Raw genomic sequence first — 23595 nt, 5'->3', positions numbered from 1 at the left:
ACACGCTACGATCGATACCGGACAGAATCCGCCCGGTATTCACGGGAGACTTTCGGTCATGACCCGACCCATCGCTCGCGTGCTCACCCTGCTGGAGCTCCTGCAAGGAGGCGGCCTCCGGACGGTGGCCGAACTCGCCGAGCGGCTCGACGTCGACGAGCGCACGGTGCGTCGGTACGTCGACCACCTCGTCGATCTCGACGTGCCGGTCGAGTCCGTGCGTGGCCGCTACGGCGGCTACCGCCTGGCTTCCGGCTACCGCATGCCACCGCTCATGCTGAGCGACGACGAGGCGCTCGCCGTACTGCTCGGCCTGATCGCGGGCCGGCGGGCCGGTCTGACGACCACCACCGGCACGGCCGCCGAGACGGCGGCGGCGAAGATCCGGCGGGTCCTGCCCGAGCGGCTCCGACACAGGCTCGACGCCGTGTCGGGCTCGCTCGCCTTCACCGCCGAGCCCGGCGAGCCGACCGCCCCGGAGAGCGCGGTCCTGCTCTCGATCGCCGACGCGGTGCGCCATCACCGGCCGATCTCGATCCGGTACACCGCCGCCGACGGCCGACGCAGCGAACGCACGCTGCATCCGTACGGTCTCGTCGCCCACTCGGGCAGGTGGTACGTGACGGGTGTGGACGTCGCGGTGGGCGAGGAGCGGACGTTCCGGCTGGATCGCATCGCCGGCGCGCGGACCCTGCCCGGCGCGTTCGAGCCGCCCGCCGGGTTCGACCCGGCGGAACGCGTCCTGACCGGGCTGGCCACCGCTCCGTACCGGCACGAGGTGACCCTGCGGATCCAGGGGACGGCCGAGCAGATCCACACCCGACTTCCCGCCGGGATCGCGATCGTGGTGGAGCCGCCGGTCGAGAGCGGCGCGGATTCCGACGCCGGGCACTGGTCCCGCGTCGAACTGCGCGTGGAACGACTCGACTGGCTGCCCGCCGTGCTCGCGTCGCTGGACCGGCCGTTCCTCATCGAGCGACCGGATGAACTCCGCGACCTCGTCGTGGCACTGGCCGACCGGCTCACGGACTCGGATCGGCGAACTCCGCCGCAGGTGTGAGGGGCGCCGGTGGCCGGTACCGTGTCGGGCCGGCTCGGCCCGCCTGCGTAGAGTCTTCGGGTGAATCGGCACGACATACCTGATCCGCACCTGTCCATGCTGACCGTGCCGCAGGCCGCGTATCTGCGCGAGCTGACGGCCGATTTCTTCTTCACCCGGCATGGGGTGCGCCCGGCCGTCGAGGGCGATGTCGTCGAGCACGCGGGCCGTCTCAGTCCGCTGAAGAACCTGGCGCAGCGGTGTCGCGCGGTGGGCGAGGAGCAGTGGCCCGCGCTGGTGGAGCAACACTTCGGCAACCTGGAGACCGCGTCCCGGGGTGAGGAGAGCACGCAGGAGTTGCTGCGAGGGGCTTATCCGCGGCTGTTGCCCGACGACTTCTTTCCCGCGGATGCCGCGTCGGGCTTTCGCTACGTGCAGCCGGTGGCCGAGGGGCTCATCCTGGCCTTCGCACTGGACGCGCCCGGTTCCGTGCGGATCCTGACCGACCGGGAAGTGGCGGGCGCCGGGCACCGGGAGCTGTGGACGGCGGGCGTGGCTAACCTGCGGAGCGACCCCGTGGAGCACGTGGAGGTGCGCGGGCCGCAGGGTGCGCTGCTGCACTCCGTCAGCGGTGGCTCCCACTTCGTCGCGAGCAGGGCGCTGGTACTGCCCGACCTGGTCCGATCCGTCACCGGACGAGAACTGCCGGCGGCCGGGGCGCTCGTCGCCGTGCCCACGAGGCACCTGTTGGCGTTCCACGCGATTGTCGACGGGACCGTGGTGGACGCGGTCAACGACCTTGGTGCGTATGCCCTCGGCGCCTACGAGGACGGACCGGGCGCACTGTCCCCGAGGTTGTACTGGTGGCACCAGGGGCAGTTGGTCTCGCTCACGGTCTTCGACCACGACCGGCGCACCTTCTCCGTGGTGCCGCCGCAGGAACTGATGGAGCTGATGAGGAGCCTGCGCGACCGGGACGGCGGCGGAGACTCGGGGCCCGAGGTCGCCGGCGGCACGACCGATGTCGAGCAACCCGAGCACGCCACCGTCGAGCAACTCGCGCGGATCGTGGCCGAGTTCACCGCGCGACTGGAGCAGGACGCGAGCGGCTTCGCCGACGGCTTCGGGGCGGCCGTGGACCTTGCCCATGCCCGCTGCGCGGACGATGCCGCGTCGGCGAAGCCGGAGACGTGGGAAGCCTGGGTCACCGCCATGCAGGTCGGCAGCGCGTTGTTCGCCACCGCGCTCGCCCGGGAGGGGACCGTGCCGTGCCGGATCGGCGATCGCGTGCTTGCCCTCCCCGGCGCCGCCACCGCCACCGGCATCGCGCCGTACGCTCACGCCCGTGCCTGGCTCGACGCCTTCTGGCTCGCGGTCGTCTGCCGCGAGCAGGAGCGGATCACCACCCTGTGCCGGGTGCCGCCGGCGGACCTGCGCCGTGCCGATCCGGTCGACGACTACGTCCTCCACTGGATCGACACCCTGCAGAACTACTGGCTCGGGCGGCCGATGGACGACATCGTCCAGAAGTTGGTCGCCACCATGAACACGTCCGGGCGAGATGTGGCCACCCGTACTCCCCGGGACTTCCTGGATCTGATCGACTATCAGCCAGTGGCTCTCTTCCATCGCCTCGTCACGAAGGATCACGCGGCCTTCGCGGAGGCTCTCACCGAAGCCCTCGCCCACCACGACACCTACTGGAACGGCTCGCGCGCGCCGCGTGGTCGGGTGGCGCTGGGCCCGCTGGCGATGGCGTGCCTCGCGTACGAGATGGGCTTTCCCGTGGACGTCGACACGACGTTGCCGTACCTGCCCAAGTACCTGCTGAATCGCGAGTGGCTCGGCGAGTTCACCACCTGAACCCGGCGTCGATCGACCGCCGGGTTGGGGAGGGGAGGGAGGCGGGAAGGTTCTCGACGATGGTCCGTCGCGTCGAGGGGGAATGTCCGTGGTGCGCAGGGGTGGTTCGGGTACGAGTGCCCAAAAGGGTCATCCGTTCGGTCGTCGGCCCTCCGGCGGGTGGGCCGATGTGCTGTGGGACTGGTCGAAGTCCGGTACCCGACACGCGGCCTTGAACCGGGTGTTACGCCGGCTTCCCGGTGTCGGGTCGGCGACCGCCTACCGGTTCGGCCTGGTGGAGCGGGCGCACTACGCGTACGGGGTGCGCCGGGCCACCGAGTCGGCCGCGCGTCTGGGGCATCGGGGCGTGACGGTCGTGGAGTTCGGGGTGGCCGGCGGCAACGGGCTGTTGGCGCTCGCCGAGCACGCCCGCTACTACGCCGCCGCCACGGGCGTCGCGGTGCGGGTGGTCGGCTTCGACGGCGGGGCGGGTATGCCGCCGGCCAAGGATCCCCGGGATCTGCCCTATCTGTTCGGCCCCGGCTTCTACACGATGGACCACGAGCGATTGCATCCCCGCCTGGGCGAGACCGAGTTGGTGATCGGCGACCTCGCGCGGACGCTGCCGGACTACCTCGATACCCACGAGCGCGAACTCCGGGCCCACCCGGTCGGGTTCGTCTCCCTGGATCTGGACCACTACACCTCCACGGCGACCGCGCTGGATCTCTTCCGCCGGCCCGGCCACGGCCACCTGTTGCCCCGGGTCACCTGTTACCTCGACGATCTCCCGGGCACCATCGACCGGATCGGCGAGGCCGCCGCGATCGCCGAATTCAACGCCGCCCACCCGGACCGGGTGATCGGCCGCGTCCTGGGCCTGCGCGCGTTCACGCCCTTGGACCCCCCGTGGGCCGACCAGATCTACGTCCACCACCGCTTGGACCACCCCGACTACGCAACCCTGGAAGTCGGCGCCACCGGCGACCGCCTGCCCCTGACGCCCTGACGGCCGGAAGCGCCCGCGTGGCTCAGGGGGTCGAGTCGCGCCACTCGCGCCAGGTGAGGCCGCGCGGGGCCAGTTCGCCGGCGTGGAATGCGGTCCAGGTGGTGGTGTTGGGGCCGGTGCCGGGGGTGTCGGGGGCGCTGGTGTAGAGCGGATGCCGGGTGCGTACGAGGTCGGCCAGCCACGGCTCCAGCGCGTCGAAGCCGTCCAGCGTCCATGCGCGCGCGTGGTAGACGAGGTTGCCCGGCGTCTCGCTCTCCGCGATGCCCATCGCCGGCACGTACGGGCAGATCCGGCTCCAGCAGTTGGTGACCGGCATCGCTCCCGTCCGGGTGTCGGCGTGCGTACCGGAGTACTCGCGGGCGTCGTCCTCGTGCACCAGGAAGTCGAACAACTCCCATGACGTGTACGTCGAGTTCGCGAGGCCGAAGTCGTCGTCGATGCCGTACCGGTCGGCGAGGCGGTAGACGGGAGGCACGTCCAGGGTCCACACCAGATTGCGGTGCACTCGCCGCGGGGCGACGGAGCCGGCCAGCGGAACCTCGGCGGGGCCGAACAGCGCGAACAGGGCGCCGGCACGGATGCGATACGACAACTGCACGCGGTCGTTGGCGATCGGCGGAAGCGGACGGGTCTGCCCGTCCAGCGGGTTCGTCCACTCCGTCAGGACGCTGCCGTCCTTCGGATCGGTGTAGAAGACGATCTCGCGCGAGACCATGTGCAGGTCGTCGGTGCCCGGCGGGTGGACGAGCCGGCGAATGTTGTAGCCCTCGACGCCGAACAGCACCCGGCCGTGCGGGAATACCTTGCCGTGAACGTCACCGGGCACGTGGTTGTGCACGGTTCCGCTGATGCGGTAGAGCATGTCGCGGCCATCGGGACGACCGAGCAGTCGCACGAAGAGTCGGGCGTTCGCGTCGTCGAGCGATGCGATCAGGGCCTCGGGCGATGTCTTGCCGGGTTCCATACGCGGTGTCCGTCCGTCCACTCGTCTCGATCAGGTCCGACCCCATCCTTTCGCGGAATCCGACCCCCGGTGCGCCGTCGGACGGATCTCGTCGTCGATGGTGTGGGCGGGAGTCCGGATCTATTCCTTGACGAGAATATTCGTCATCGTGAATACTATGGGCCATGGACGCACTCCTCACCGCACTGGCCGATCCGGCCCGTTGGCGGCTCGTGAGCCTGCTGGCCGAGCGACCCCGCTCGGTCGGTGTCCTCGCCCAGCTCGCCGACGCACGCCAGCCGCAGACGACCAAGCACCTGCAGACCCTCGAGCGCGCCGGCGTCGTCACCTCGCAGCGCACCGGCCAGCGCCGCGTGTACGCCCTCCGTCCGGGTCCGCTGCGGGACCTGGCGGCCGTGCTCGTGCGGCTCGCCGACACCGCGGACCGGGTCGCCGGTCCCGATTCGACCTACGACCGCTACGGGCTCAGCCTCCACGCCGAGCGGCTCGCCGCGGACGAGACGGGGTGGGCCGACGGCCGCTCGTTCGGGTTCCGCCGGTCGCTGCCCGCACGCCCGCAGTCGGTCTGGCGGCACCTGACCGAGACCACCCCGCTCGCCCGCTGGTGGACGCCGGACGACCTGCGGGTCTCCGAGCTCGTCTTCGAGGCGCGACCGGGTGGGCGGGTCGTCCTGGAGTACCGCGACGCCGAGGACGCCGACGGCGCCGAACCGGTCGCCGGACGGGCGGAGGGCGTCGTCGAGGAGGTACACCCCGGTGAGCGCCTCGCCTACCGGCTCTCCCCGCTGCTTCCCGACGGTGGTCTCGCCTTCACCTCCCACGTCGAACTCGTCCTTTGGCCCACCGACACCGGCACGGACCTCGACACCCGCTGGCGGATCACCGACAGCACGATCGACTCCGCGGACTTCGTCGCCGGCATCGAGATCGGCTTCGGTCAGAGCCTCGACAAGTTGGCGGCGATCCTCGCCGCCGACGCACGCAACACCGTCGACACCGACAACGGGCCCGACGACACCGACGACACCGACGACACCGAGTACGACACCCACACCAGGAGCACGAAGTGACCGAGCAGACCGTCAACCGCCGGGTGGTCACCAACATCGCCCTCTCCCTCGACGGCCACTACGCCGGGCCGGACAACCCGCTCGACATGAGCTGGGTGATGCCGTACGCGCACACCGACGTCGCCCGCGACCATCTGACCGCCCTCTGTGAGCCGGCGACGACGGCCCTGCTCGGGCGGGTCAACGCCGAGGGCTTCCTCGGCTTCTGGCCCACCGTCATCGACATGGAGGGCGCCGACCCGCGCGACGTGGGCTTCGCCAAGTGGCTGGTCGAGGCCGACAAGGTGGTCCTCTCCTCCAGCCTCGACCAGGCGCCCTGGGAGCGGACGACGATCGTCGACAAGCCGACCGCCGAGGCGATAACCGACCTGCGGGCGACTGAGGGCGGCGACATCCTCGTACTCGCCAGCGCAAGCGTCATCAAGGCCCTGCTCGCCGCCGACGAGGTCGACCGCCTCGCGCTCACGATCTTCCCCCTCTTCCTCGGCGGCGGACCGCGCCTGTTCGACGACGGCCTGCCTGCGGGGAAGTGGGCACTCGCCGGCCAGATCGCGGGCGAACACGGCACGGTGTCCGTCGTCTACGACCGAATCCGCTGACCCGGCCGATCGAAAGCACCACCGCGACCGTGCCACGGGCCCGCGCAAGGCTGCCCCGCACGGGCACAGGCCCCGGAACCGGTGTTCGGGTTCCGGGGCCTGTGCATGGGGTGCCCGTCGGCATGGCCGCCGCTCGGCCGGTGGTTCAGGCCGTGGCGGGGCGTCGGCCGTCGCTCACAGGCCGCGGGCCAGGCGGTCGGTCAGCAGGCGGGTGAAGCGGGCCGGGTCGGGCAGGTCGCCGCCCTCGGCGAGCAGCGCGCCGCCGTACACCAGCTCGACGACGTCCGCCAGCGCCGGGTCGTCGGCGTTCGCCTCGTGCGCCGAGCGCAGCGCGGTGATCAGCGGGTGCGTCGGGTTGAGCTCCAGGATGCGCTTGACCGGGGGCATCTGCTGACCCATCGCCCGGTACATCTTCTCCAGGGTCGGGGTCATGTCGTTGGCGTCGCCGACGATGCACGCCGCCGACGTGGTCAACCGCGACGACAGCCGGACCTGCTTGACCTGTTCGGACAGGGTCGTGGTCAGCCACGGCAGCAGGGCGGCGAAGTCCTGCTCGCGCTTGGCCTTCTCCGACCCGGCCTCCTCGTCGCCGTCGGCCGGCTCGTCGAGGTCCACCTGTCCCTTGGCGATGGACTGCAGGCTGTGCCCGTCGAAGGCCGGGACCTGGTCGACCCAGACCTCGTCGACCGGGTCGGTGAGGATCAGGACCTCGTACCCCTTGGCGGCGAACGCCTCCATGTGCGGCGAGTTCTCCACCATCGCGCGGGTCTCGCCGGTCAGGTAGTAGATCGCGTCCTGACCGTCCTTCATGCGCTCGACGTACTCGCGCAGCGTGGTGGTCTTCTCCGCGTCGTGCGTGGAGGCGGCGGACACCAGCTCCAGCAGGGCCTCGGTGTTGTCGGGGTCCTCGAAGAGGCCCTCCTTCAACGCGCGGCCGAACTGGGCCCAGAACGTCGTGTAGCGCTCGGCGTCCTTGGCCTGCATGTCCTTGATCGCGCCGAGGACCTTCTTGACCAGGCGCCGGCGCACGCCGCGAATCTGCCGGTCCTGCTGCAGGATCTCGCGGGAGATGTTCAGCGACAGGTCGTGCGCGTCCACGACACCCTTGACGAAGCGCAGGTAGTTCGGCATCAGCGCTTCGCAGTCGTCCATGATGAACACCCGCTTGACGTACAGTTGCACGCCGCTCTTGGTCTCGCGGGAGAACAGGTCGAACGGGGCCTGCGACGGGATGAACAGCAGCGCCTCGTACTCGAAGTTGCCCTCGGCGCGCATGTGGATGGTCTCGGCCGGGTCGAGCCGGTCGTGGCTGATCTGCTGGTAGAACTCGCTGTACTCGGCCTCGGTCACCTCGCTGCGCGGCCGGGCCCACAGCGCCTTCATCGAGTTGAGCGTGTCGACCCCGTGCGTGGTGACGCCGTCGGCGTCGGTGCGCTCGGTGGCCATCCGGATCGGCCAGCGGATGAAGTCCGAGTACTGCTTGACGATCTGGCGGATCTTCCAATCGGCCAGGTAGTCGGCCAGCCCGTCCTCGCTGTCGGCGGTCTTGAGGTGGAGGGTGACCGAGGTACCCACGGGCAGGTCGTCGACGGCCCCGATGGTGTAGGTGCCCTCACCGTCGGACTCCCACTCGGTGCCGGAGTCGGTGCCGGCCCGCCGGGTGCGCAGGGTGACCTTGTCGGCGACCATGAACGCCGAGTAGAAGCCGACGCCGAACTGCCCGATCAGGCTCTGCGCCGCGACGGTGTCCTTGGCTTCCTTGGCCTCCTTGATCTTCTCCAGCAGACCCGCGGTGCCGGACTTGGCGATCGTGCCGATCAGGTCCACGATGTCGTCCCGGCTCATGCCGATCCCGGTGTCGCGGACGGTCAGCGTGCGGGCGTCCTTGTCCACGACCAAGGCGATGTGCAGGTCGGACGTGTCGACCTCGAGGTCGGAGTCGATCAGGGACTCCAGCCGCAGCTTGTCCAGTGCGTCGGAGGCGTTCGAGATCAGCTCGCGCAGGAAGATGTCCTTGTTCGAGTAGATCGAGTGGATCACCAACTGGAGCAACTGACGGGTCTCGGCCTGGAATTCCAGCGTTTCGACGCTGCTACCCACCCTGGGGTCTCCTTTCGGGATGAAACATGTCGGGATGAAACTTGTCCGGACGAGAACGTGACGATGAACCGATATGGCGCGGACCGGGAACGCGCGGGACGTTCACCGCTGCCGTGCCCGGCGGCGGTGATCGCACGCCCGGCGCACCTCGGCGGTACTGCGAACCACGACGCCGACCCGCTCGGCCAGCGCCGGATGGCCGGGCTGTAGATGGCCGCGGGCCTCGGCCAGCGGACCCAGGAGGTCCGCGGGATCGTCCCGGCCCAGCGCCCGTCGCAGCGCGGCCAGGTCGGGCTCGGCGCCGGCCGGCAGGTCGGTCAAGGCGCCGATCTGCCCGGCCAATTGCCGAAGGCCGGCGGCGTGGGTCCGGGCCCAGCCGGCCACCGCCCGGTCACCGGCCCGCCGGTCCCGCTCGGCGGCCACCCGCTGCTCGCCGGTGGCCGTCGAACCGTCGGGGGCGGGTCGAAGCCGCAGATAGCGCCGTTCGGCCGCCTGCCGGCCGGCCACGCCCAGGGCCGGTGCCAGATCCGCCCAGCTCGTCCCCAACCGCCGGGCGGCCTCGATCAGATCGGGCTCCCAGCCGGCGATCTCCAAGCGCAGCTCGCGCAGCAGGGTGAGCGCGACCAGCACCTGGTTCGCGCTCAACGGCGGGTCGGACGTATCGGGTGAACGCATCGGCTCCCGGGCCGCGCGCATCGCGTCCCGGATCCGCCCGAGGGCCACACCGGTGTCCATGGTGGTCGGGGCGGCAGGGACACGGCCGGATGCCGTGCCGAGCGTCGGCCCCGGGTTGCGCTCGTCGTACCCCATGCCCGTGTGCCCCGTCCCCTCGCGCCCCGTTCCCTTGGTGCCCATGGGAGTCGTCTCCTCGGCCGGAGTCGTCTCCTCGGCGACGCCATATCGTGTCGTCGTAGCGACGACACGATAGGGCGGAGTGTGCGAGCGCGTCCAGACGCTCACGGTTGGTGAGCACCTCGGCGTGCCCCGCGGGCGCGTGCGATCGCGGACGGGATGGGAACTCCGCGTGACGGCGGTGCCCTCGCCGTATGAGGATGTCCACATGTCAGACAACAGCCCCTCGTTGCCCCGTCAGGTCGCCGACACGTACGTCGACGAACTCATCGCGCTCGACCCGGTCACCGGAACCTACCTCGGTGTCCCGGCCAGCTCCGCCAAGCTGCCCGATCTCTCCCCCGGTGGGCAGGAGGTGCGCGCCGACCTTGCGCGGGCCACCCTCGCCAGGCTCGCCGAAGCCGAGCAACTGCCCGGCGCGGACAGCGACATCGAGCGGCGCTGTGCGCGCTTGCTCCGCGAGCGGCTGACCGCGCAACTCGCGGTGCACGAGGCCGGCGAGGGCCTGCGCGCCGTCGGCAACCTCGGTACGCCGCTGCACGAGGTCCGCGAGGTGTTCCCCGTGACGCCCGCCGAGACCGAGCAGGACTGGTCCGCGATCGCCGAGCGCCTGCGCGCGGTGCCGGGCGCGCTGGAGGGCTATCGCGCGTCGCTCGCCCTGGGCCTGGAGCGCAAGCTGTACGCGAGCCCTCGCCCGACCGCGACGTGCGTCGAGCAACTCGGCGAGTGGGCCGACACCGACGGCAACGGACGCGGCTGGTTCGAGGACTTCGCCGCCGCCGGACCGGAGGCGCTGCGTACCGAACTCGACGAGTCCGCCCGCGCCGCCACCGTCGCCGTCACGGCGCTGCGCGACTGGATGCGGGACGTGTACGCCCCCACCATCGCCGGCGCGCCCGACATCGTCGGGCGCGAACGGTACGCGCTGTGGTCGCGCTTCTTCAACGGCACGGACCTCGACCTGGACGAGGCCTACGCCTACGGCTGGTCGGAGTACCACCGTCTCCTGGGCGAGATGCGGGAGGAGGCCGAGAAGGTCCTCCCCGGCGCCGCGACGCCCTGGGTCGCGCTCGCCCACCTCGACGAGCACGGCACGCACATCGATGGCGTCGACGAGGTCCAGGCATGGCTACAGGGCCTGATGGACCAGGCGATCGACCGCCTCGACGGCACGCACTTCGAACTCGCCGCGCAGGTGCGCAAGGTCGAGTCGTGCATCGCCCCGCCCGGGAGCGCCGCCGCGCCGTACTACACGCCGCCGTCCGAGGACTTCACCCGTCCGGGCCGCACGTGGCTGCCGACCATGGGCCGGACCAGGTTCCCGGTCTACGACCTCGTGTCGACCTGGTACCACGAGGGCGTGCCCGGCCACCACCTCCAACTCGCGCAGTGGACGCTCGTCGCGGGCGACCTGTCCCGCTACCAGGCCACCATCGGTGGGGTGAGCGCCAACGCCGAGGGCTGGGCACTGTACGCCGAGCGCCTGATGGACGAACTCGGCTTCCTCACCGACGCCGAGCAGCGCCTGGGCTACCTCGACGCCCAGATGATGCGCGCCACCCGGGTCATCGTCGACATCGGGATGCATCTGGAGCTGGAGATCCCCGCGGACTCCCCGTTCCACCCCGGCGAGCGCTGGACTCCGGAACTGGCGCAGGAGTTCTTCGGTATGCACAGCAGCCGGCCCGCCGACTTCGTGGAGAGCGAGCTCACCCGCTATCTGACCATTCCCGGCCAGGCCATCGGCTACAAGCTCGGCGAACGCGTCTGGCTCCTGGGACGCGAGAACGCGCGGAAGGCCCAGGGCGCGGCCTTCGATCTGAAGGCCTGGCACATGGCGGCGTTGTCGCAGGGTTCGCTGGGGCTCGACGATCTGGCGGACGAACTGTCCTCGGTGCCGGCTCCGTAGTTTCCGCAGCTCGGGCCGATGCGGGCCACTCGGTCGGCCCGCACCAGGGATGGCGCGGTGGTGGGTCCCCGGCCGGACACGCAGGACCCACCGCCGGCCGCCGGCGGGCCGAGGCGGGCCACCGTGTCGGAGGCGCCGGCGGAGGTGGCGTCGGCGGAGGTGGCGTCGGACGGTGTGTTCGGCGTTGCGCCCGCCGTCGTGTTCGAGGACGTCACCCGACACCGACCCGCGACGACGGGTTCGGGGGTATCCGGGACGCGTGGGCGAGGCGGAGTTCGCGGACGAGTGCTCCGACCGCGGCGGACGCGGCGAGTTCGGGGGTGGTGAGGTAACCCACCGAGCGTGTCGGGCGCTTCGGGCCGAGGTCGGCGACCTCCACGGAGGGCGGCGTGTCGGTGAGGGAGAGCGCGGGCATGATCGCCATGCCGAAACCGCCGGCCACCATGGCGAGGACGGCTCCGTCGTCTTCCGCCTCGACCGTGGCGCGGGGGATCCAGTCCTGGGTCGCCCACCACTCGCGCGTGTACGAGGAACAGTTCTCGGTCCAGTCGACCAGCGGCAGTGAGCGGGGATCGGGATGCCCGGCGGGATGCACCAACGCGTAGGGCTCCTCCAGCAGGACACCCCCGACCAGGCCCGGCGGCGTCGGCGTCCCCAGGGTCGCGATACTCACGTCCGCGCGCCCCTCGGCAACCTCCCCGGCGGTGCCGGGACCGACCTCCCGCACGATCCGCACCCGTGGTTCGATATCCGGGTGGCGGGCGGTGAGCCGTGCCAGCACCGGCGGCAGCAGGTGCAGGGCGGCGCTGCGGAACGCGGCGATGTGCAGCGATCCGCCGGCGGCTCCGTCGCCCATGCCGGCGCCCCGACCGGCCCCGCGTGCCTCGACGACCAGGACATCCAGCATTCGCAACACGCGCCGCGCGTGGGCCGCGGCCGTCGTACCCGCCGGCGTGGGTCGGGCCCCGGTCCGGCCGCGTTCGAACAGGACCGCACCGACCTTGCGTTCGATGCCGCGCATCGCGTGCGAGACACCCGATTGAGTGCTGCCCAGCGCTGCGGCCGCGGCCGAGAACCCTCCCTCGTCGGCCACGGCGACGAGGATCCGCAGCTCTTGCGGAGAAAGGTCGGCTCGGGCCGTCATCAGGGCTCCCACCTGCTGCCATGAGCGTGGCTCATGGATACGAATCGGTCATGAGCGCAACCCTCTGCCCGGCCCGCCCATTCCTGCATACGGTCCGTGCCATGAACTCGCTCCTGCCGAACAGCACGGCGGTCACCGTCCAGCAGACCGCCCGTCCCAGCGGCTTCCCCACGCCCGACCAGTTCCGGTTCGTCGAGACGCCGGTGCCCGAGCCGGTTCGGGGCACGGCGCTGGTCGAGAACCTGTACTGGTCCGTCGACCCGTACCACCGCGAGATGATGGACGGCGAGTTCGCCCTGAACGCACCGCTGGAGGGGCGTACGGTCGGGCTGGTCGTCGCCTCCCACGATCCGGGGCTGGTCGAGGGCGCGCTGGTCTTCCACCGCCGGGGCTGGCGCACGCACGCGGTGGTCGGTCCGGACGAGGTGCAACCGCTTCCCGAACTGCCGGGCGTTGCGCCGTCCGCGCACCTGGGTCTGCTGGGCGGTACGGGACTGACCGCGTACGTCGCCCTCACCCGCATCGCCCGGCTCCGCGAGGGCGACGACCTGTTCGTCTCCGGCGCGGCGGGCGGGGTCGGCACCGCCGTCGGCCGCTTCGCGCGCCTGTTGGGTGTCGGGCGACTGGTCGGCAGTACGGGATCGGCGGCCAAGGCGACGTACCTGACCGAGCAGGTCGGCTACGACGAGGTCTTCGACTACCGGGAAGGCCCGGTCGCGGACCTTCTCGCGCGGGCCGCGCCGGACGGCGTCGACGTATTCGTCGACAACGTCGGCGGCGACCACCTCGCGGCAGCGGTCGGTGCCCTGCGCGAACGCGGCCGCATCGTCCGGGTCGGCACGATCAGCCAGTACAACCGGCCGGACACCCCGCCCGTGCGCTTCGATCACGCGGACTTCGTGGAGAAGAGCCTGCGCATGGAGGGATTCCTGGTCCGCGACCACGGCGACGTGCGCGACGAGTTGTACACGTTCGCGGCGCCCCACCTGCTCGACGGGCGGCTCGCGTCGGACGAGACGGTCGTCGTGGGATTCGAACGGATCGTGGAGGCGTTCCTGTCCATGCTGCGCGGCGGCAACACGGGGAAGATGATCGTCAAGGCGGCACACGCATAGGGGGTCGAGCGCCCGGTGACGGACACCGGGCGGTGCGGGGGCGGGCCGCGGCGGGTCCTGGTCGGATGGTGTCCTCGGCGAGGGAGATGCCGAGGGGAGTGGGCGAATTCGGCGACGAGGGATCCCCATACCCGAGGGCCGGGTGGGTCATCATGAGCGTATGGACGAGGTGTTCGACAGGTTGTTTCGGGCCGGTCGGGAGGCCGTTCTCGACGGGGCGGTCCAGATGCAGGAACCGCCGAGGGCGAACGGCCCTCGATGGGGAACCTCGATCGTCCTGAGACCGGAGGCCGCTGTCACGGATCGGGTGCACGCGCTGGCGTTCGAGGCACTGGCCGTCGCGGGACGGGGGCACTGGCCGACCGGCGCCCGCGGCTCGGCACACATCACCGTCCGCGCGGTGGAGCCGCACCGCACGCCGATCCCCGCGGACGATCCGGCGGCGGCACGTTACGTCTCTTCGCTGCGCCGAGCCGCGGCGCAGTGTCCGAGCATCCGCTTCCGGGTGCGGGGCCTGACCTTGACGGCGAACAGCGTGATGTTGTGTCTGGGGCCGGAGGACGGCTGCGCCGACGAGTTCGCCGGGGCTCTGGCCCGGGCGTTGGGCGAGGACGGGTGGCTCGAGGCGGACCACCCGCGCGACGTCTGGTATCTGACGCTGGTGCACTTCGCCGGCCCGATCGAACGCCCCGAGGCTCTCGTGGAGTGGGTCGCCGCTCGGCGGAGGTTGGACCTGGGCGGGCTCGACGTGGATCGGGCCGAGCTTGTCGCGTGGCGCTTCAACGGGGTTCGGGTGGTTCCGGACGTCCTCGGGGCCGTCGGCATGCGGACCCCGGGGGAGGGTGCGGCCCCGGCACCGGATGGCCCGGGGCGAGGGCCGCATCGGGGTGGTCGGTGAGGTGGAGTTTACCGTCAAGGGCAGGGCCTTCTCCTGACGCGATCGTCGAACCGGCCACACCTGCCCGCTCGTTCGCGGGTCCGCGACTCCACGTACGTCGACCACCGCAGGCGCGCGAAGAAGAAGGTCGACGCCGTCTCCACGGGCCGCGTGTGCCGGCTGTGTTCGTGCACTTCTCGGGTCAGTCGTCGGTCGCGGCCCCGGCGGCGCCGAGGTGGTGGGCAAGCAGGGCGGGGTGGGTCAGTTGGGGGTAGTGGCCGGCTCCGGGGATCTCGGCCACCGGGTGATCGACGGCCGTGATCAAGGGGTCGGAGGTTCCCACGACGATCCGGATCGGGACGGTCACCCGGTCCAGCAACGCCCGGGCGCTCCGACGCTCGGCGAAGTCCGTGCGGATGGACGCGGCGACCCGGCGCGCCACCGCACGACGGTGCAAGTCGGCTGCGGCGCTGTCCACTTCCGCCCCTTCGGGGATGCCGAGGGCGCGGGCCAGCCGAGCGGCGGACATGCGGCGCAGCCTCGGCCCGACCATGCCCGAGCGCATCAGCGGCGACGCCGGTGCCTGGAGGAACGCCGGTGCGACGAGCACGAGTTCGCCGACCCGGTCGGGATGATCGACGACGAAGCGCAGTGCGGGCACACAGGCCGCGGAGTGCGCGACCAGCACCGGGCGGGTCCGCACCGGGCCCATGAGATCGGCCAACCACGCGTCCACGGCTTGGGATGTGGGGCCTGAGCGTCCCAAGCCCGGCAGGTCGGGGGCCAGGATCGGCCCCGGGAGGTGGGCGGCGAGAGGGGCCCAGAGGTCGGCGTTCATCGGCAGTCCGTGCAGCAGGACGTGGGTGGGGGAGTGTCGGTCCCCGGTGACCCAGGTACGGCTGCCCGCCACGGCGTGGAAGCCGTACGGGCTCAGCCAGGGCGTCGCGGCACCGAAGCGGGCGGCCACCAACTCGTCGGCCCAGGCCCGCAGCGCCTCGGCGGCCGAAGGCATGTGCAGCCCGGCGCTCGCGGCGAACGCGCGGGCGGATGCGGTGGGATAGCGGTCGGTCGACAGGAAGGACAGCGTCTCGGGGTCGGCGCCGGTCAACGCGCGCGGCAGGCTCCGCAGCAGGCCGACCGGGATGGTCCGGCGGGGCGCCCGTACGCCGGCGTGGTCGGCGATCGTGGCGATCAGCTCGGGGAGCAGCGGAGTGTCGTCGTCGAGCACCCAATGGTGCTCACCGGCGGGTGACGCGGGGATCTCGGCCAGGAATCGCACGAAGTAGTCGATCGTGGTGATCGGGAGGAAGGTGTCGCGGCTGCCGGGCAGCGCGGGAAGCCGCCCGTTCCACAGGTCCTCGACCAGGGCGGCCAGACCGAGGTACTGGCCCGGCCCGATCACGGTGCTGGGATTGGCGATGGTCAGCGGGGTCCCCAACGCGCGCGCCCGGGCGCGCACCGCGAGATCCCCCTCGAACTTCGACGCCTCGTACGCCCCCTGCCGGGCGTAGTCGGGACGGCCCTCGTGCGCGCTGACCCGGTACCCGCTGATGTGTACCAGTCGCCGCAACCGGGGCAGCGCGGCGGCCCATTCGAGCACGTTGAGCGCCCCGGTGACGTTGGTCGCCCGCGCCTCCCGCGCTTCGAGGCCGAAGGCGAAGCGAGCGGCGGCGTTGTAGACGTCGCGTGCCTGGGGCAGCCCCGAAAGCGGACGTGTGATGTCGGCGGTGACGACCTTCAGACCGTCGGTGCCGACGCCTCGGGAGGCCAGCCACGTGGTGAGGGCGTCGTTGCCGTCGTCGCGTACGGCTGCCGCCACCCGCTGACCTCGGGTGAGCAGCTCGGCGACGAGGGAGCGGCCGATGAAGCCGTTGGCACCGAAGACGATCGCGTCCATGAAGCTCCTCTTTGGATCGGGCTGGTGTGGATCGGCACGGGTTGAGCCGTGCCGGCGTTGGTCTGTGGATCGGTCTACATATTTTTCGGGCACGCTGAGATCCGCGGTCGGGCCGGGGTGAGCCGGGGCCGGCCGGGTGCGTCGGGTCGAGCCGGGCCATGTCGCTTCAGCTCAGCAGGGCGGCGACCCGGCGCGCGACGGCGTCCAGGGGCTTCCTGCTGCGGTGCGCCCGGGCGAGCAGGAGCGCCCCCTCCACCAGCGCAAGGATCGTGATCGCGAGGTCGTCGGCGTCCGGACGGTCCGCGAGTCGTGTGCGCAAGGCCGCCTCCCATGAGGTGTAGACCTCGGAACAGGCCTCCTGGAGCGGGTCGTTGGTGGCGGACGTCTCCAGCGCCACGGTCGCCACCGGACACCCCTTGCGCCAGCCCGACTCCTCCAGTCGGTCGCCCAACCGGTGCAACATCGCGTCGACGAACTCCGCTGCCGACGCGCTGGACTCGGCCAGATCCGCGAGCGTGTCGCCGATCGTGCGCCCGGCTCGTCGGACGGACTCGCCGACCAGCTGATCTTTGCCACCCGGGAAGTGGAAGTAGAGCGAGCCGCGGGGCGCACCACTGACCGCGATCACCTGGTTGAGCCCGGTGCCGAAGTATCCTCCGGTCTCGACCAATTCCTGCGTCGCGTCCAGCAACTGGTTCCGCGTCTCGGTGCCCTTCTGTCCCATGACGCCAAAGCTAGACCGATCTACATATTCTCGCAACCACCTGCACTCGTTTTCCGCCGCCGGGGCCGGAGCGGAGGCCTGCGGCGCGCCGGAACATCGCGAGCGCGCCGCGACGTGGGTGCGTGCCCGGTGCGCGATCCGGCGGACGGCGGCCGGGATGTTCCCGTCGTGGCCGCGCGTCGGGCCGGTCAGGATGGGATCGTGTACGGCGAAGACGACGACGGGGATGCGAGGAGGGGCGAGTCTATGCCTGAGGAGCCGAATTCGGCCACGCCGATTTCCGTGGGGGCCACGACCGGTTCGCGCGAGTCCGAGAGCGCGGGCATCGATGCGTTGGCGCGGGCGAACATGGTCGCGTTCGCGGCCGAGCTCGTCGAGCGTGGTTGCGCGGCCGAGGGGTTGGTCGATCCGGACGCAGCCGAGGAGGACGACGAAGGGCGGGCCGAGTACCGGCTGTTCGCGGTTCGGGCGCACGAGAACATCGAGCACTGGATCGCCATGCCCGGTGTGGAACTCGCCGTGGTGCGCGCGGCCGAGCCGGACGGACCCTGGTCGATCGAGTGCGATACCGACTCCTACGCATGGGCCGACCTGGTGAAGGAACTGGCCGACGAGGCAGACGGGTTGCTCGCCATCGCCCGGAACGTCACGCTGCTGCGGGCCGAACTCGCCCGGCGCGGCCTGGCATTGCGGGACGAGGAGGTGAACGTCGACGTGGACGCGTGCGGTGGAGGCTACGAGGCGTTCACGCTGCGTACGCCGGCCGGGGTGGTCCGGCTCGGCGTCCCGGACCGGGAGGCGGGTCCGGGATCGCGCATGGAGCTGTTCGTGAACGGATACGGGTACGTCTACGAGCAGGCGATCGAGGCGATCCTCGACGCGGCGACACAGGCACCTTCGGCGTAGCGCCGGTCGGATCGAGCGCACGGGGGGCATCCACCTCCGGGCCGTGTGGCCGATCGGCCGCTGACGGCGGTCGGCGGAGCGTCGTCAGTGTTCCGGTGGTCGACTGCGCATCCGCGTCGTCGGCGAGTCCTCGATCCCTGCCGCCTCCGCGGCGGCGGCAACGAAGGAGGCGACCAGGCGTCGACGGTCGTCTTGTGCCCAGGCGAGGACAAGCTCGCTGCCGGGAGCGTCGCTCACGGGCCGGTAGACGAGGTCGGGGTGCACGGGTGTGGCCAGAGAGCGCGGCAGCAGCGCGATGGTGCGCCCGAGCCTGATCATGTGCAGGGCTTCGGAGGCGTCCGCGACCTCGGGCCCGGGCTCGCCCTCGGGCGCACCCGTCCAGCTCACTCCCTTCCAGCGCGGCAACGTCTCCCGGGCGAGGTCGGCGAGCGTGACCTCGCTGCGGGAGGCGAGCCGGTGGCCCGGCGGCAGGATCGCCACGCGTCCTTCGACCGCCAGGGTTTCGTGGTCCAGCCCGGTCAGGTCGTCGAACGGTGCGTACAACAGGGCGACATCGGCCCGTCCGTCGCGGATGTGGTCGGCCCGGTCGGTGGACCCGCCGAAGATGATGTCCACCTGACGGGCGTCGGGCCGGCGGGCGTAGGCGGCCAGGATCCCGGACAGGAGGTTCGCATCGCCGCCGGGTTTGATCACCAGTCGCAGGTGGGCTTGCCGATCGCCGGCGCGGCGGGCCTTCTCGGCCGCCGCAGCGACGGCGTTGAGAGCGTGCCGGCCGTGGCGCAGCAGCGCTTCGCCGGCGGGGGTGAGGGTCACCTGCCTGCTGGTGCGCTCCAGCAGCTTCACTGCCAGGCGGGATTCCAGGCGTTGGATCGCCTTGGAAAGAGCCGGTTGCGCGATGGTGAGCCGGGCCGCGGCACGACCGAAATGCAGCTCTTCGGCCAGCGCGACGAAGTACTCCAGCTCGCGGGTCTCCAACTCGGCCATGCGTCAAGGCTATCGTCCGATCCATTCCCCGCAGGCATGGAACGAGAACGAACGGGTCTTGGACGCATTATCAAAGGCCCAGTTCACTGGGCCCATGATTCACCACACGATGATCGCAGCGTTCGACAATCCGATTCCCGCCAGTGAGCTGGACCGGTACCTGACAGAGCTCGAGGAGCTCGTCATGGGCTCCGGCCTGGTCGACTCGTTCTCGGCGCGGCACCACATCCGCGTCCCGGGTGACGACCACGCCCCGGTGGCGGTTGCCAGTGCCATCGTGCAGATGCGCCTGACCGATCTCGACGCCCTGAACGCGACCTTCGTCATGCCCGGGGCCCTCGACCTCATCAAGCGCTGGCAGGGCCGGTACCCGTACAAGGCGATCTGGGTCAACCACGAGCCGTTGGCATAAGCGGCTGCGCATTTGGGCTGTAGGCGGTGCCGGGGGGCGGGTATGCGCGATCATCGCCGGATGGACGCTCGTTTCCTCGGCATCGCCGAGCTGGTCGAACCCCCGTCCGTGGCGGTCGTGGTCGACGTCATGCGTGCTTTCACAGTGGCTGCCTGGGCCTTTGCCCAGGGGGCGGAAAGGATCGTGCTCGCCGAGTCACCGGCCGAAGCCCTGGCGCTCAAGGGTCGCCACCCGGATTGGGTGGCGCTCAAGGACGGTCCGCCGGCGCCCGGGTTCGACACCGTCAACTCGCCGGGCCTGCTGCGGTCCATCGACCTCGGCGGACGGACCGTTGTGCAGAAGACCACGGCAGGGACGGTCGGTGCCCTTGCGGTCAAGGAGGCGCCGCTGGTGCTGTGCGCGAGCTTCGTGGTGGCGGAGGCAACGGCTCGGCTCCTGCGGACACACGAGTGTGAGAGCGTCACGTTCGTGGTCACCGGCGACGACGGGCAGGCCGACGAAGACCTGGCCTGCGCTCAATACATCGCTCGCAGGGCCACCGGGGCCGACACGGACGCGGCCGAGTTCCTCCGCCGTGCCGGCGAGTCGCGCGCCGCCGCCGAGTTGACGGAGGGGGTGCGTGAGGGAGCCCATCCCGACGACGTCGCACTCTGTCTCGAACTCGACCGGTTCCCCTTCGCCATGGTGGCGACCTTGGCGGACTCGCTCATGGTCCTGCGTCCGTGCGCCGTGCCTTCGCCGACCGACCGCGCTTGGATCTGATCGCCGGCGGGTCCGACTCAGGTCGTCGGCTCCGGCGGCGCAACGGCCGGTTCGGCGGCCGGAATTCGGCGGTGCACGTCCGCGTACATGTCGAGCATCGCGATGCGGAAGATCTCGGCCTGGTGCGTGCCGATGAACGCGGTGTGGCCGAACACTTCCAGGGCGACGAGGCCGTGCATGTGCCCCCACGAGCTCAGGATGAGGGCGGCCGCCGCCGGCGGCAGATCGCCCAGACCGTCCGGTGGCAGGCCCTCCAGGTGTTTGCGGAGCGGGGGCGAGAGCGCGGGCGTGTCGGCGGCGCCCAGTTGTTGCGTGGTCAGCCCGGCGAACAGTTCCTGCTGGAAGATCGCGCTCATCCGGCGGACCGCCTGCGTGGTGGGGCCGTCGGCGGGCGCCCGGTAGTGCTGCAACGGGGCCCCGTAGATCAGTTGGAACCGTTCGGGATTGGCGATGGCCCATCGGCGGTAACCCTCGGCCGCCACCACCAGGCGCGGTACGGCCGTGTCGTGCGCGGCGTCGACCGTGGCTTGCACGGCGTCGGCCAGGTCGTCGTACGCCTTGGTGATCAGCGCGGTGACGAGGTCGTCCCGGCTCGGAAAGTAGTGGTAGAGCGCCTGCACGGTCATGCCGAGGCTCCGGGCGACCGCGCGTAGGGACAACGAGTGAGGTCCGTGTTCGGCGATGTGGCTCTCGGCGGCGCTCAGGATCTCCTGGACGGCGACGGCCCGGCGCCGCTGGCGCAGGGTGGGCACGGCCGCTGGGGCTTCGGCTGGAGGCATGCGACGACCGTACGACGAACCCTGCGGCACCGCATCCAAAAACCGCACTCTGTGAAGAAAATCTAACACTGCCAAAGATTCTTGTACCTCACTAATGTCGTCCATGGCGACGGGGCGTGCGACATCGCATCCCGTCCCCGATACGCGAAACACGATGGACGCGGAGGAGCGGTCTCTTCCGCCTCGTCGGCGCCGCCCCGGACGCCCCGCTTCCGCTGATCGGAAGGACGCCCGGCCCACCCCCATCAGGTCGTTCCGACCTTTGTCATGTCGTTTTCGCAGTGAGAGTGCAAGAGAGTGCAAGGGAGAAGTGCGTGTTCGACCGCATAGCCGAGCTGGTGGTTCGCCGGCCCAAGGCGGTACTCGTGGTCGCGGCCCTGGCCGTGGTCCTCATGGGCGTCGTGGGCTTCGGCGCGTTCGGCAAGCTGCTGGGCGGGGGCGGCTTCGACGACCCGGCCTCCGAGTCCACCCGTGCCGGGCGGGTCATCGACGAGAAGTTCGGCGGGGAGCCGAACCTGGTCCTGCTGGTCCGCCCCTCCGACGGCGGCGTCGACGGCCCCGCCGCGAAACGGAGCGGGCCGGCCCTGGTGGCGGACCTCAAGAAGGAACAGAAGCTCGACAACGTGATCTCGTACTGGGACACGGACAACCCGAACCTGCGCTCCAAGGACGGCCGCGAGGCCATCGTGCTCGCCCACGTGAAGGGCGACGACACGGAGCAGGGAAAGAACGTCAAGAGCATCGTCGACACCTACACCGGACGCTACGGGGACGGGCTCACCGTCCGGGCCGGAGGGGCCACCGCCGTGGCCGACGAACTGGCGACACAGAGCGGCAAGGACCTCGTCCTGGCCGAGGCGATCGCCGTGCCGCTGACGCTCCTGCTGCTCCTGGTCGTCTTCGGCAGCGTGGTCGCGGCGCTGCTGCCGCTGGTGATCGGCACCGTCGCGGTCCTGGGCACGTTCGCCGTCCTCGCCGTCCTGGGCAGCGTCACCGACGTGTCGATCTTCGCGATCAACCTGACCACGGCCCTGGGCCTCGGACTGGGCATCGACTACGCCCTGTTGATGATCAGCCGGTTCCGCGAGCAACTCGCGTCGGGGGCCGAGGTGGACGACGCGGTCCGGCACACCGTGCGCACCGCGGGCCGCACCGTCACGTTCTCCGCCGCCACCGTCGCCGCCGCGCTCGGATCGCTGCTGGTGTTCCCGCAGTTCTTCCTCCGCTCGTTCGCGTACGCCGGCGTCGGTGTCATCATCGTCGCCGCGGTCGCCACCCTGTTCGTGATGCCCGCCCTGCTCGCCCTCCTGGGGCACAAGGTCAACAGCGGACGCATGCCGTGGGCGAAACTCGGGCGCACCGACGCCCGGGTGCCGCTGTGGGGCCGGATCGCCGGCACCGTCATGCGACGTCCCGCGCTCACCGCGATTCCGGTGCTCGCGGTTCTGCTGCTGGCCGCGAGCCCGCTCCTGGGGATCAGCTTCGGTACGGCCGACGAACGGGTGTTGTCCGAGGACGCGCAGACCCGTCAGGTCTCGACCGCGCTGCGGGAGAACTACAACGGCAACGACGCCGCGGCCGTGCACATCGTCATCGACGGGCCGGTGGGCGAGGCTCCGTTGGCCGCGTACGCTGCCGAACTGTCCAAGCACAAGGACGTCGTCCGCGTCTCGGCCTCCACGGGAACCTACGTCGGCGGACGCTCGACCGCGCCGGGTCCCGGCAATACGGCCCTGGGCCGCCCCGACGCCCAGCGCATCGACGTGGTGAGCGCACTGGCGCCGAAATCGGGCGCCGCCCAGGACCTGGTCGCCGAGGTGAGGTCGCTGCCGGCGCCGGCCGGGACACACCCCCTGGTCTCCGGATCCGACGCCGAACTGGTGGACTCCAAGGACTCCATCGCCGGCCGACTCCCGATCGCGGTGGCCCTGGTCGCCGTCACCACCTTCCTCCTCCTCTTCCTGTTCACCGGCAGCGTCGTGCAGCCGCTGCGCGCGCTGGTGCTGAACCTGATCAGCCTGGGAGCGGCCCTGGGCGCCATGACCTGGATCTTCCAGGACGGGCACATGGCCTCCCTGCTCGGCTTCACACCGCAGCCGATGGACACCTCGATGACCGTGCTGATGTTCTGCATCGCCTTCGGTCTCTCGATGGACTACGAGGTGTTCGTGCTCAGCCGGATCAAGGAACTCCACGACCTGGGCGAGGGGACCGAGTCCGCGGTGGTCAACGGCCTCGGGCACACCGGACGTATCGTCAGCGCGGCCGCCGCCCTGTTGGCGGTGAGCTTCTTCGCGTTCGGTACGGCCGAGATCAGCTTCATGCAGATGTTCGGCCTGGGCACCGGGCTGGCCATCCTCATCGACGCCATCGCCGTACGCGGCGTACTCGTGCCCGTCGCGATGCGCCTGCTCGGCCGCTCGGCCTGGTACGCGCCGCGCCCGCTGCGGAAGTTCCACGACCGATTCGGGCTCAGCGAAGCCGGCCCGGCGCCGGTGGCCGCGACCGCGGCCGCGACCTCGCCGACGGCTGAGGCCGGCGCGCCCACCGAGAAGGACTCGGCGGGAGTCTGACCACGCGAGACCGCTGCCGTACCGTGCCCGCCTCCGCC

The 23595-nt window shown here is 71.0% G+C and carries 20 protein-coding genes; 12 read left to right on the top strand and 8 right to left on the bottom strand.

Features of this window, described 5'->3' with window-relative positions; genetic code table 11:
- The first annotated feature begins 58 nt into the window (after positions 1–58).
- From OG948_RS41580 to OG948_RS41570, 3 genes are all read left to right on the top strand, one after another.
- Entirely contained in the window at positions 59–1060 is a 1002-nt protein-coding gene (locus OG948_RS41580; protein ID WP_331770166.1) for a YafY family protein, read from the top strand.
- A 60-nt stretch (positions 1061–1120) separates the two neighbouring features.
- Entirely contained in the window at positions 1121–2902 is a 1782-nt protein-coding gene (locus OG948_RS41575) for an immunity 49 family protein (protein ID WP_331770165.1), read from the top strand.
- An 88-nt stretch (positions 2903–2990) separates the two neighbouring features.
- Entirely contained in the window at positions 2991–3890 is a 900-nt protein-coding gene (locus OG948_RS41570; protein WP_331770164.1) for a hypothetical protein, read from the top strand.
- Positions 3891–3912: 22 nt separating this feature from the next.
- Here the strand turns inward: OG948_RS41570 and OG948_RS41565 are convergent, their stop codons facing one another.
- Positions 3913–4854, bottom strand: a complete 942-nt coding sequence (locus OG948_RS41565) for a DUF1838 family protein (protein ID WP_331770163.1) — start codon at positions 4852–4854, stop codon at positions 3913–3915.
- A 164-nt stretch (positions 4855–5018) separates the two neighbouring features.
- On the opposite strand from OG948_RS41565, the gene OG948_RS41560 reads away from it, so the two are divergent.
- Both OG948_RS41560 and OG948_RS41555 read left to right on the top strand, forming a co-directional pair.
- Positions 5019–5924 carry a metalloregulator ArsR/SmtB family transcription factor gene (locus tag OG948_RS41560; protein WP_331770162.1) on the top strand — a complete coding sequence of 302 codons (906 nt, stop codon included), beginning with the start codon at positions 5019–5021 and terminating at the stop codon, positions 5922–5924.
- Entirely contained in the window at positions 5921–6523 is a 603-nt protein-coding gene (locus OG948_RS41555; protein WP_331770161.1) for a dihydrofolate reductase family protein, read from the top strand. The genes OG948_RS41560 and OG948_RS41555 overlap by 4 nt, the downstream gene beginning before the upstream one ends.
- A gap of 174 nt (positions 6524–6697) precedes the next feature.
- On the opposite strand, the gene htpG is transcribed toward OG948_RS41555, so the two are convergent.
- Positions 6698–8623, bottom strand: a complete 1926-nt coding sequence (gene htpG, locus OG948_RS41550; protein ID WP_331770160.1) for a molecular chaperone HtpG — start codon at positions 8621–8623, stop codon at positions 6698–6700.
- A 102-nt stretch (positions 8624–8725) separates the two neighbouring features.
- Entirely contained in the window at positions 8726–9478 is a 753-nt protein-coding gene (locus OG948_RS41545) for a type III effector protein (RefSeq protein WP_331770159.1), read from the bottom strand.
- A 205-nt stretch (positions 9479–9683) separates the two neighbouring features.
- On the opposite strand from OG948_RS41545, the gene OG948_RS41540 reads away from it, so the two are divergent.
- On the top strand, positions 9684–11384 hold the full coding sequence (locus OG948_RS41540; RefSeq protein WP_331770158.1) for a DUF885 domain-containing protein: 1701 nt from the start codon (positions 9684–9686) through the stop codon (positions 11382–11384).
- A 211-nt stretch (positions 11385–11595) separates the two neighbouring features.
- Here the strand turns inward: OG948_RS41540 and OG948_RS41535 are convergent, their stop codons facing one another.
- Entirely contained in the window at positions 11596–12528 is a 933-nt protein-coding gene (locus tag OG948_RS41535) for a LysR family transcriptional regulator (RefSeq protein ID WP_331770157.1), read from the bottom strand.
- A gap of 101 nt (positions 12529–12629) precedes the next feature.
- Between OG948_RS41535 and OG948_RS41530 the strand changes: the two genes are divergently transcribed.
- Positions 12630–13643 carry an NADP-dependent oxidoreductase gene (locus OG948_RS41530; RefSeq protein WP_331773476.1) on the top strand — a complete coding sequence of 338 codons (1014 nt, stop codon included), beginning with the start codon at positions 12630–12632 and terminating at the stop codon, positions 13641–13643.
- Between the two features lie 160 nt (positions 13644–13803).
- Entirely contained in the window at positions 13804–14541 is a 738-nt protein-coding gene (locus OG948_RS41525; protein WP_331770156.1) for a hypothetical protein, read from the top strand.
- Positions 14542–14722: 181 nt separating this feature from the next.
- Here the strand turns inward: OG948_RS41525 and OG948_RS41520 are convergent, their stop codons facing one another.
- Both OG948_RS41520 and OG948_RS41515 read right to left on the bottom strand, forming a co-directional pair.
- A complete protein-coding gene (locus tag OG948_RS41520) occupies positions 14723–16417 on the bottom strand; it encodes an alpha/beta fold hydrolase (RefSeq protein ID WP_331770155.1) in 1695 nt (564 codons plus the stop codon).
- Between the two features lie 166 nt (positions 16418–16583).
- Positions 16584–17141: a TetR/AcrR family transcriptional regulator gene (locus OG948_RS41515; protein ID WP_331770154.1), complete on the bottom strand. Its 558-nt coding sequence runs from the start codon at positions 17139–17141 to the stop codon at positions 16584–16586.
- A 282-nt stretch (positions 17142–17423) separates the two neighbouring features.
- Here OG948_RS41515 and OG948_RS41510 point away from each other — a divergent pair, with 282 nt between their 5' ends.
- On the top strand, positions 17424–18047 hold the full coding sequence (locus OG948_RS41510) for a hypothetical protein (protein ID WP_406300575.1): 624 nt from the start codon (positions 17424–17426) through the stop codon (positions 18045–18047).
- A gap of 84 nt (positions 18048–18131) precedes the next feature.
- Here the strand turns inward: OG948_RS41510 and OG948_RS41505 are convergent, their stop codons facing one another.
- The gene (locus OG948_RS41505) at positions 18132–19031 is read right to left on the bottom strand and encodes a LysR family transcriptional regulator (protein WP_331770152.1); all 900 of its coding nucleotides are present in this window, start codon (positions 19029–19031) and stop codon (positions 18132–18134) included.
- Between the two features lie 94 nt (positions 19032–19125).
- Here OG948_RS41505 and OG948_RS41500 point away from each other — a divergent pair, with 94 nt between their 5' ends.
- On the top strand, positions 19126–19443 hold the full coding sequence (locus OG948_RS41500; RefSeq protein WP_406300574.1) for a hypothetical protein: 318 nt from the start codon (positions 19126–19128) through the stop codon (positions 19441–19443).
- 60 nt (positions 19444–19503) lie between these two features.
- Positions 19504–20205, top strand: a complete 702-nt coding sequence (locus OG948_RS41495; protein ID WP_331770150.1) for a 2-phosphosulfolactate phosphatase — start codon at positions 19504–19506, stop codon at positions 20203–20205.
- A gap of 17 nt (positions 20206–20222) precedes the next feature.
- On the opposite strand, the gene OG948_RS41490 is transcribed toward OG948_RS41495, so the two are convergent.
- Positions 20223–20984, bottom strand: coding sequence for a TetR/AcrR family transcriptional regulator (locus tag OG948_RS41490; protein WP_331770149.1), 762 nt, complete (start codon positions 20982–20984; stop codon positions 20223–20225).
- 314 nt (positions 20985–21298) lie between these two features.
- On the opposite strand from OG948_RS41490, the gene OG948_RS41485 reads away from it, so the two are divergent.
- Complete coding sequence (locus OG948_RS41485; protein ID WP_331770148.1) at positions 21299–23557, top strand: MMPL family transporter; 2259 nt, start codon at positions 21299–21301, stop codon at positions 23555–23557.
- Positions 23558–23595 lie beyond the last annotated feature (38 nt).

This window comes from Embleya sp. NBC_00888, assembly GCF_045207655.1.
Taxonomy (GTDB): domain Bacteria; phylum Actinomycetota; class Actinomycetes; order Streptomycetales; family Streptomycetaceae; genus Embleya.
This window is presented reverse-complemented; position numbering and strand designations above follow the sequence as displayed.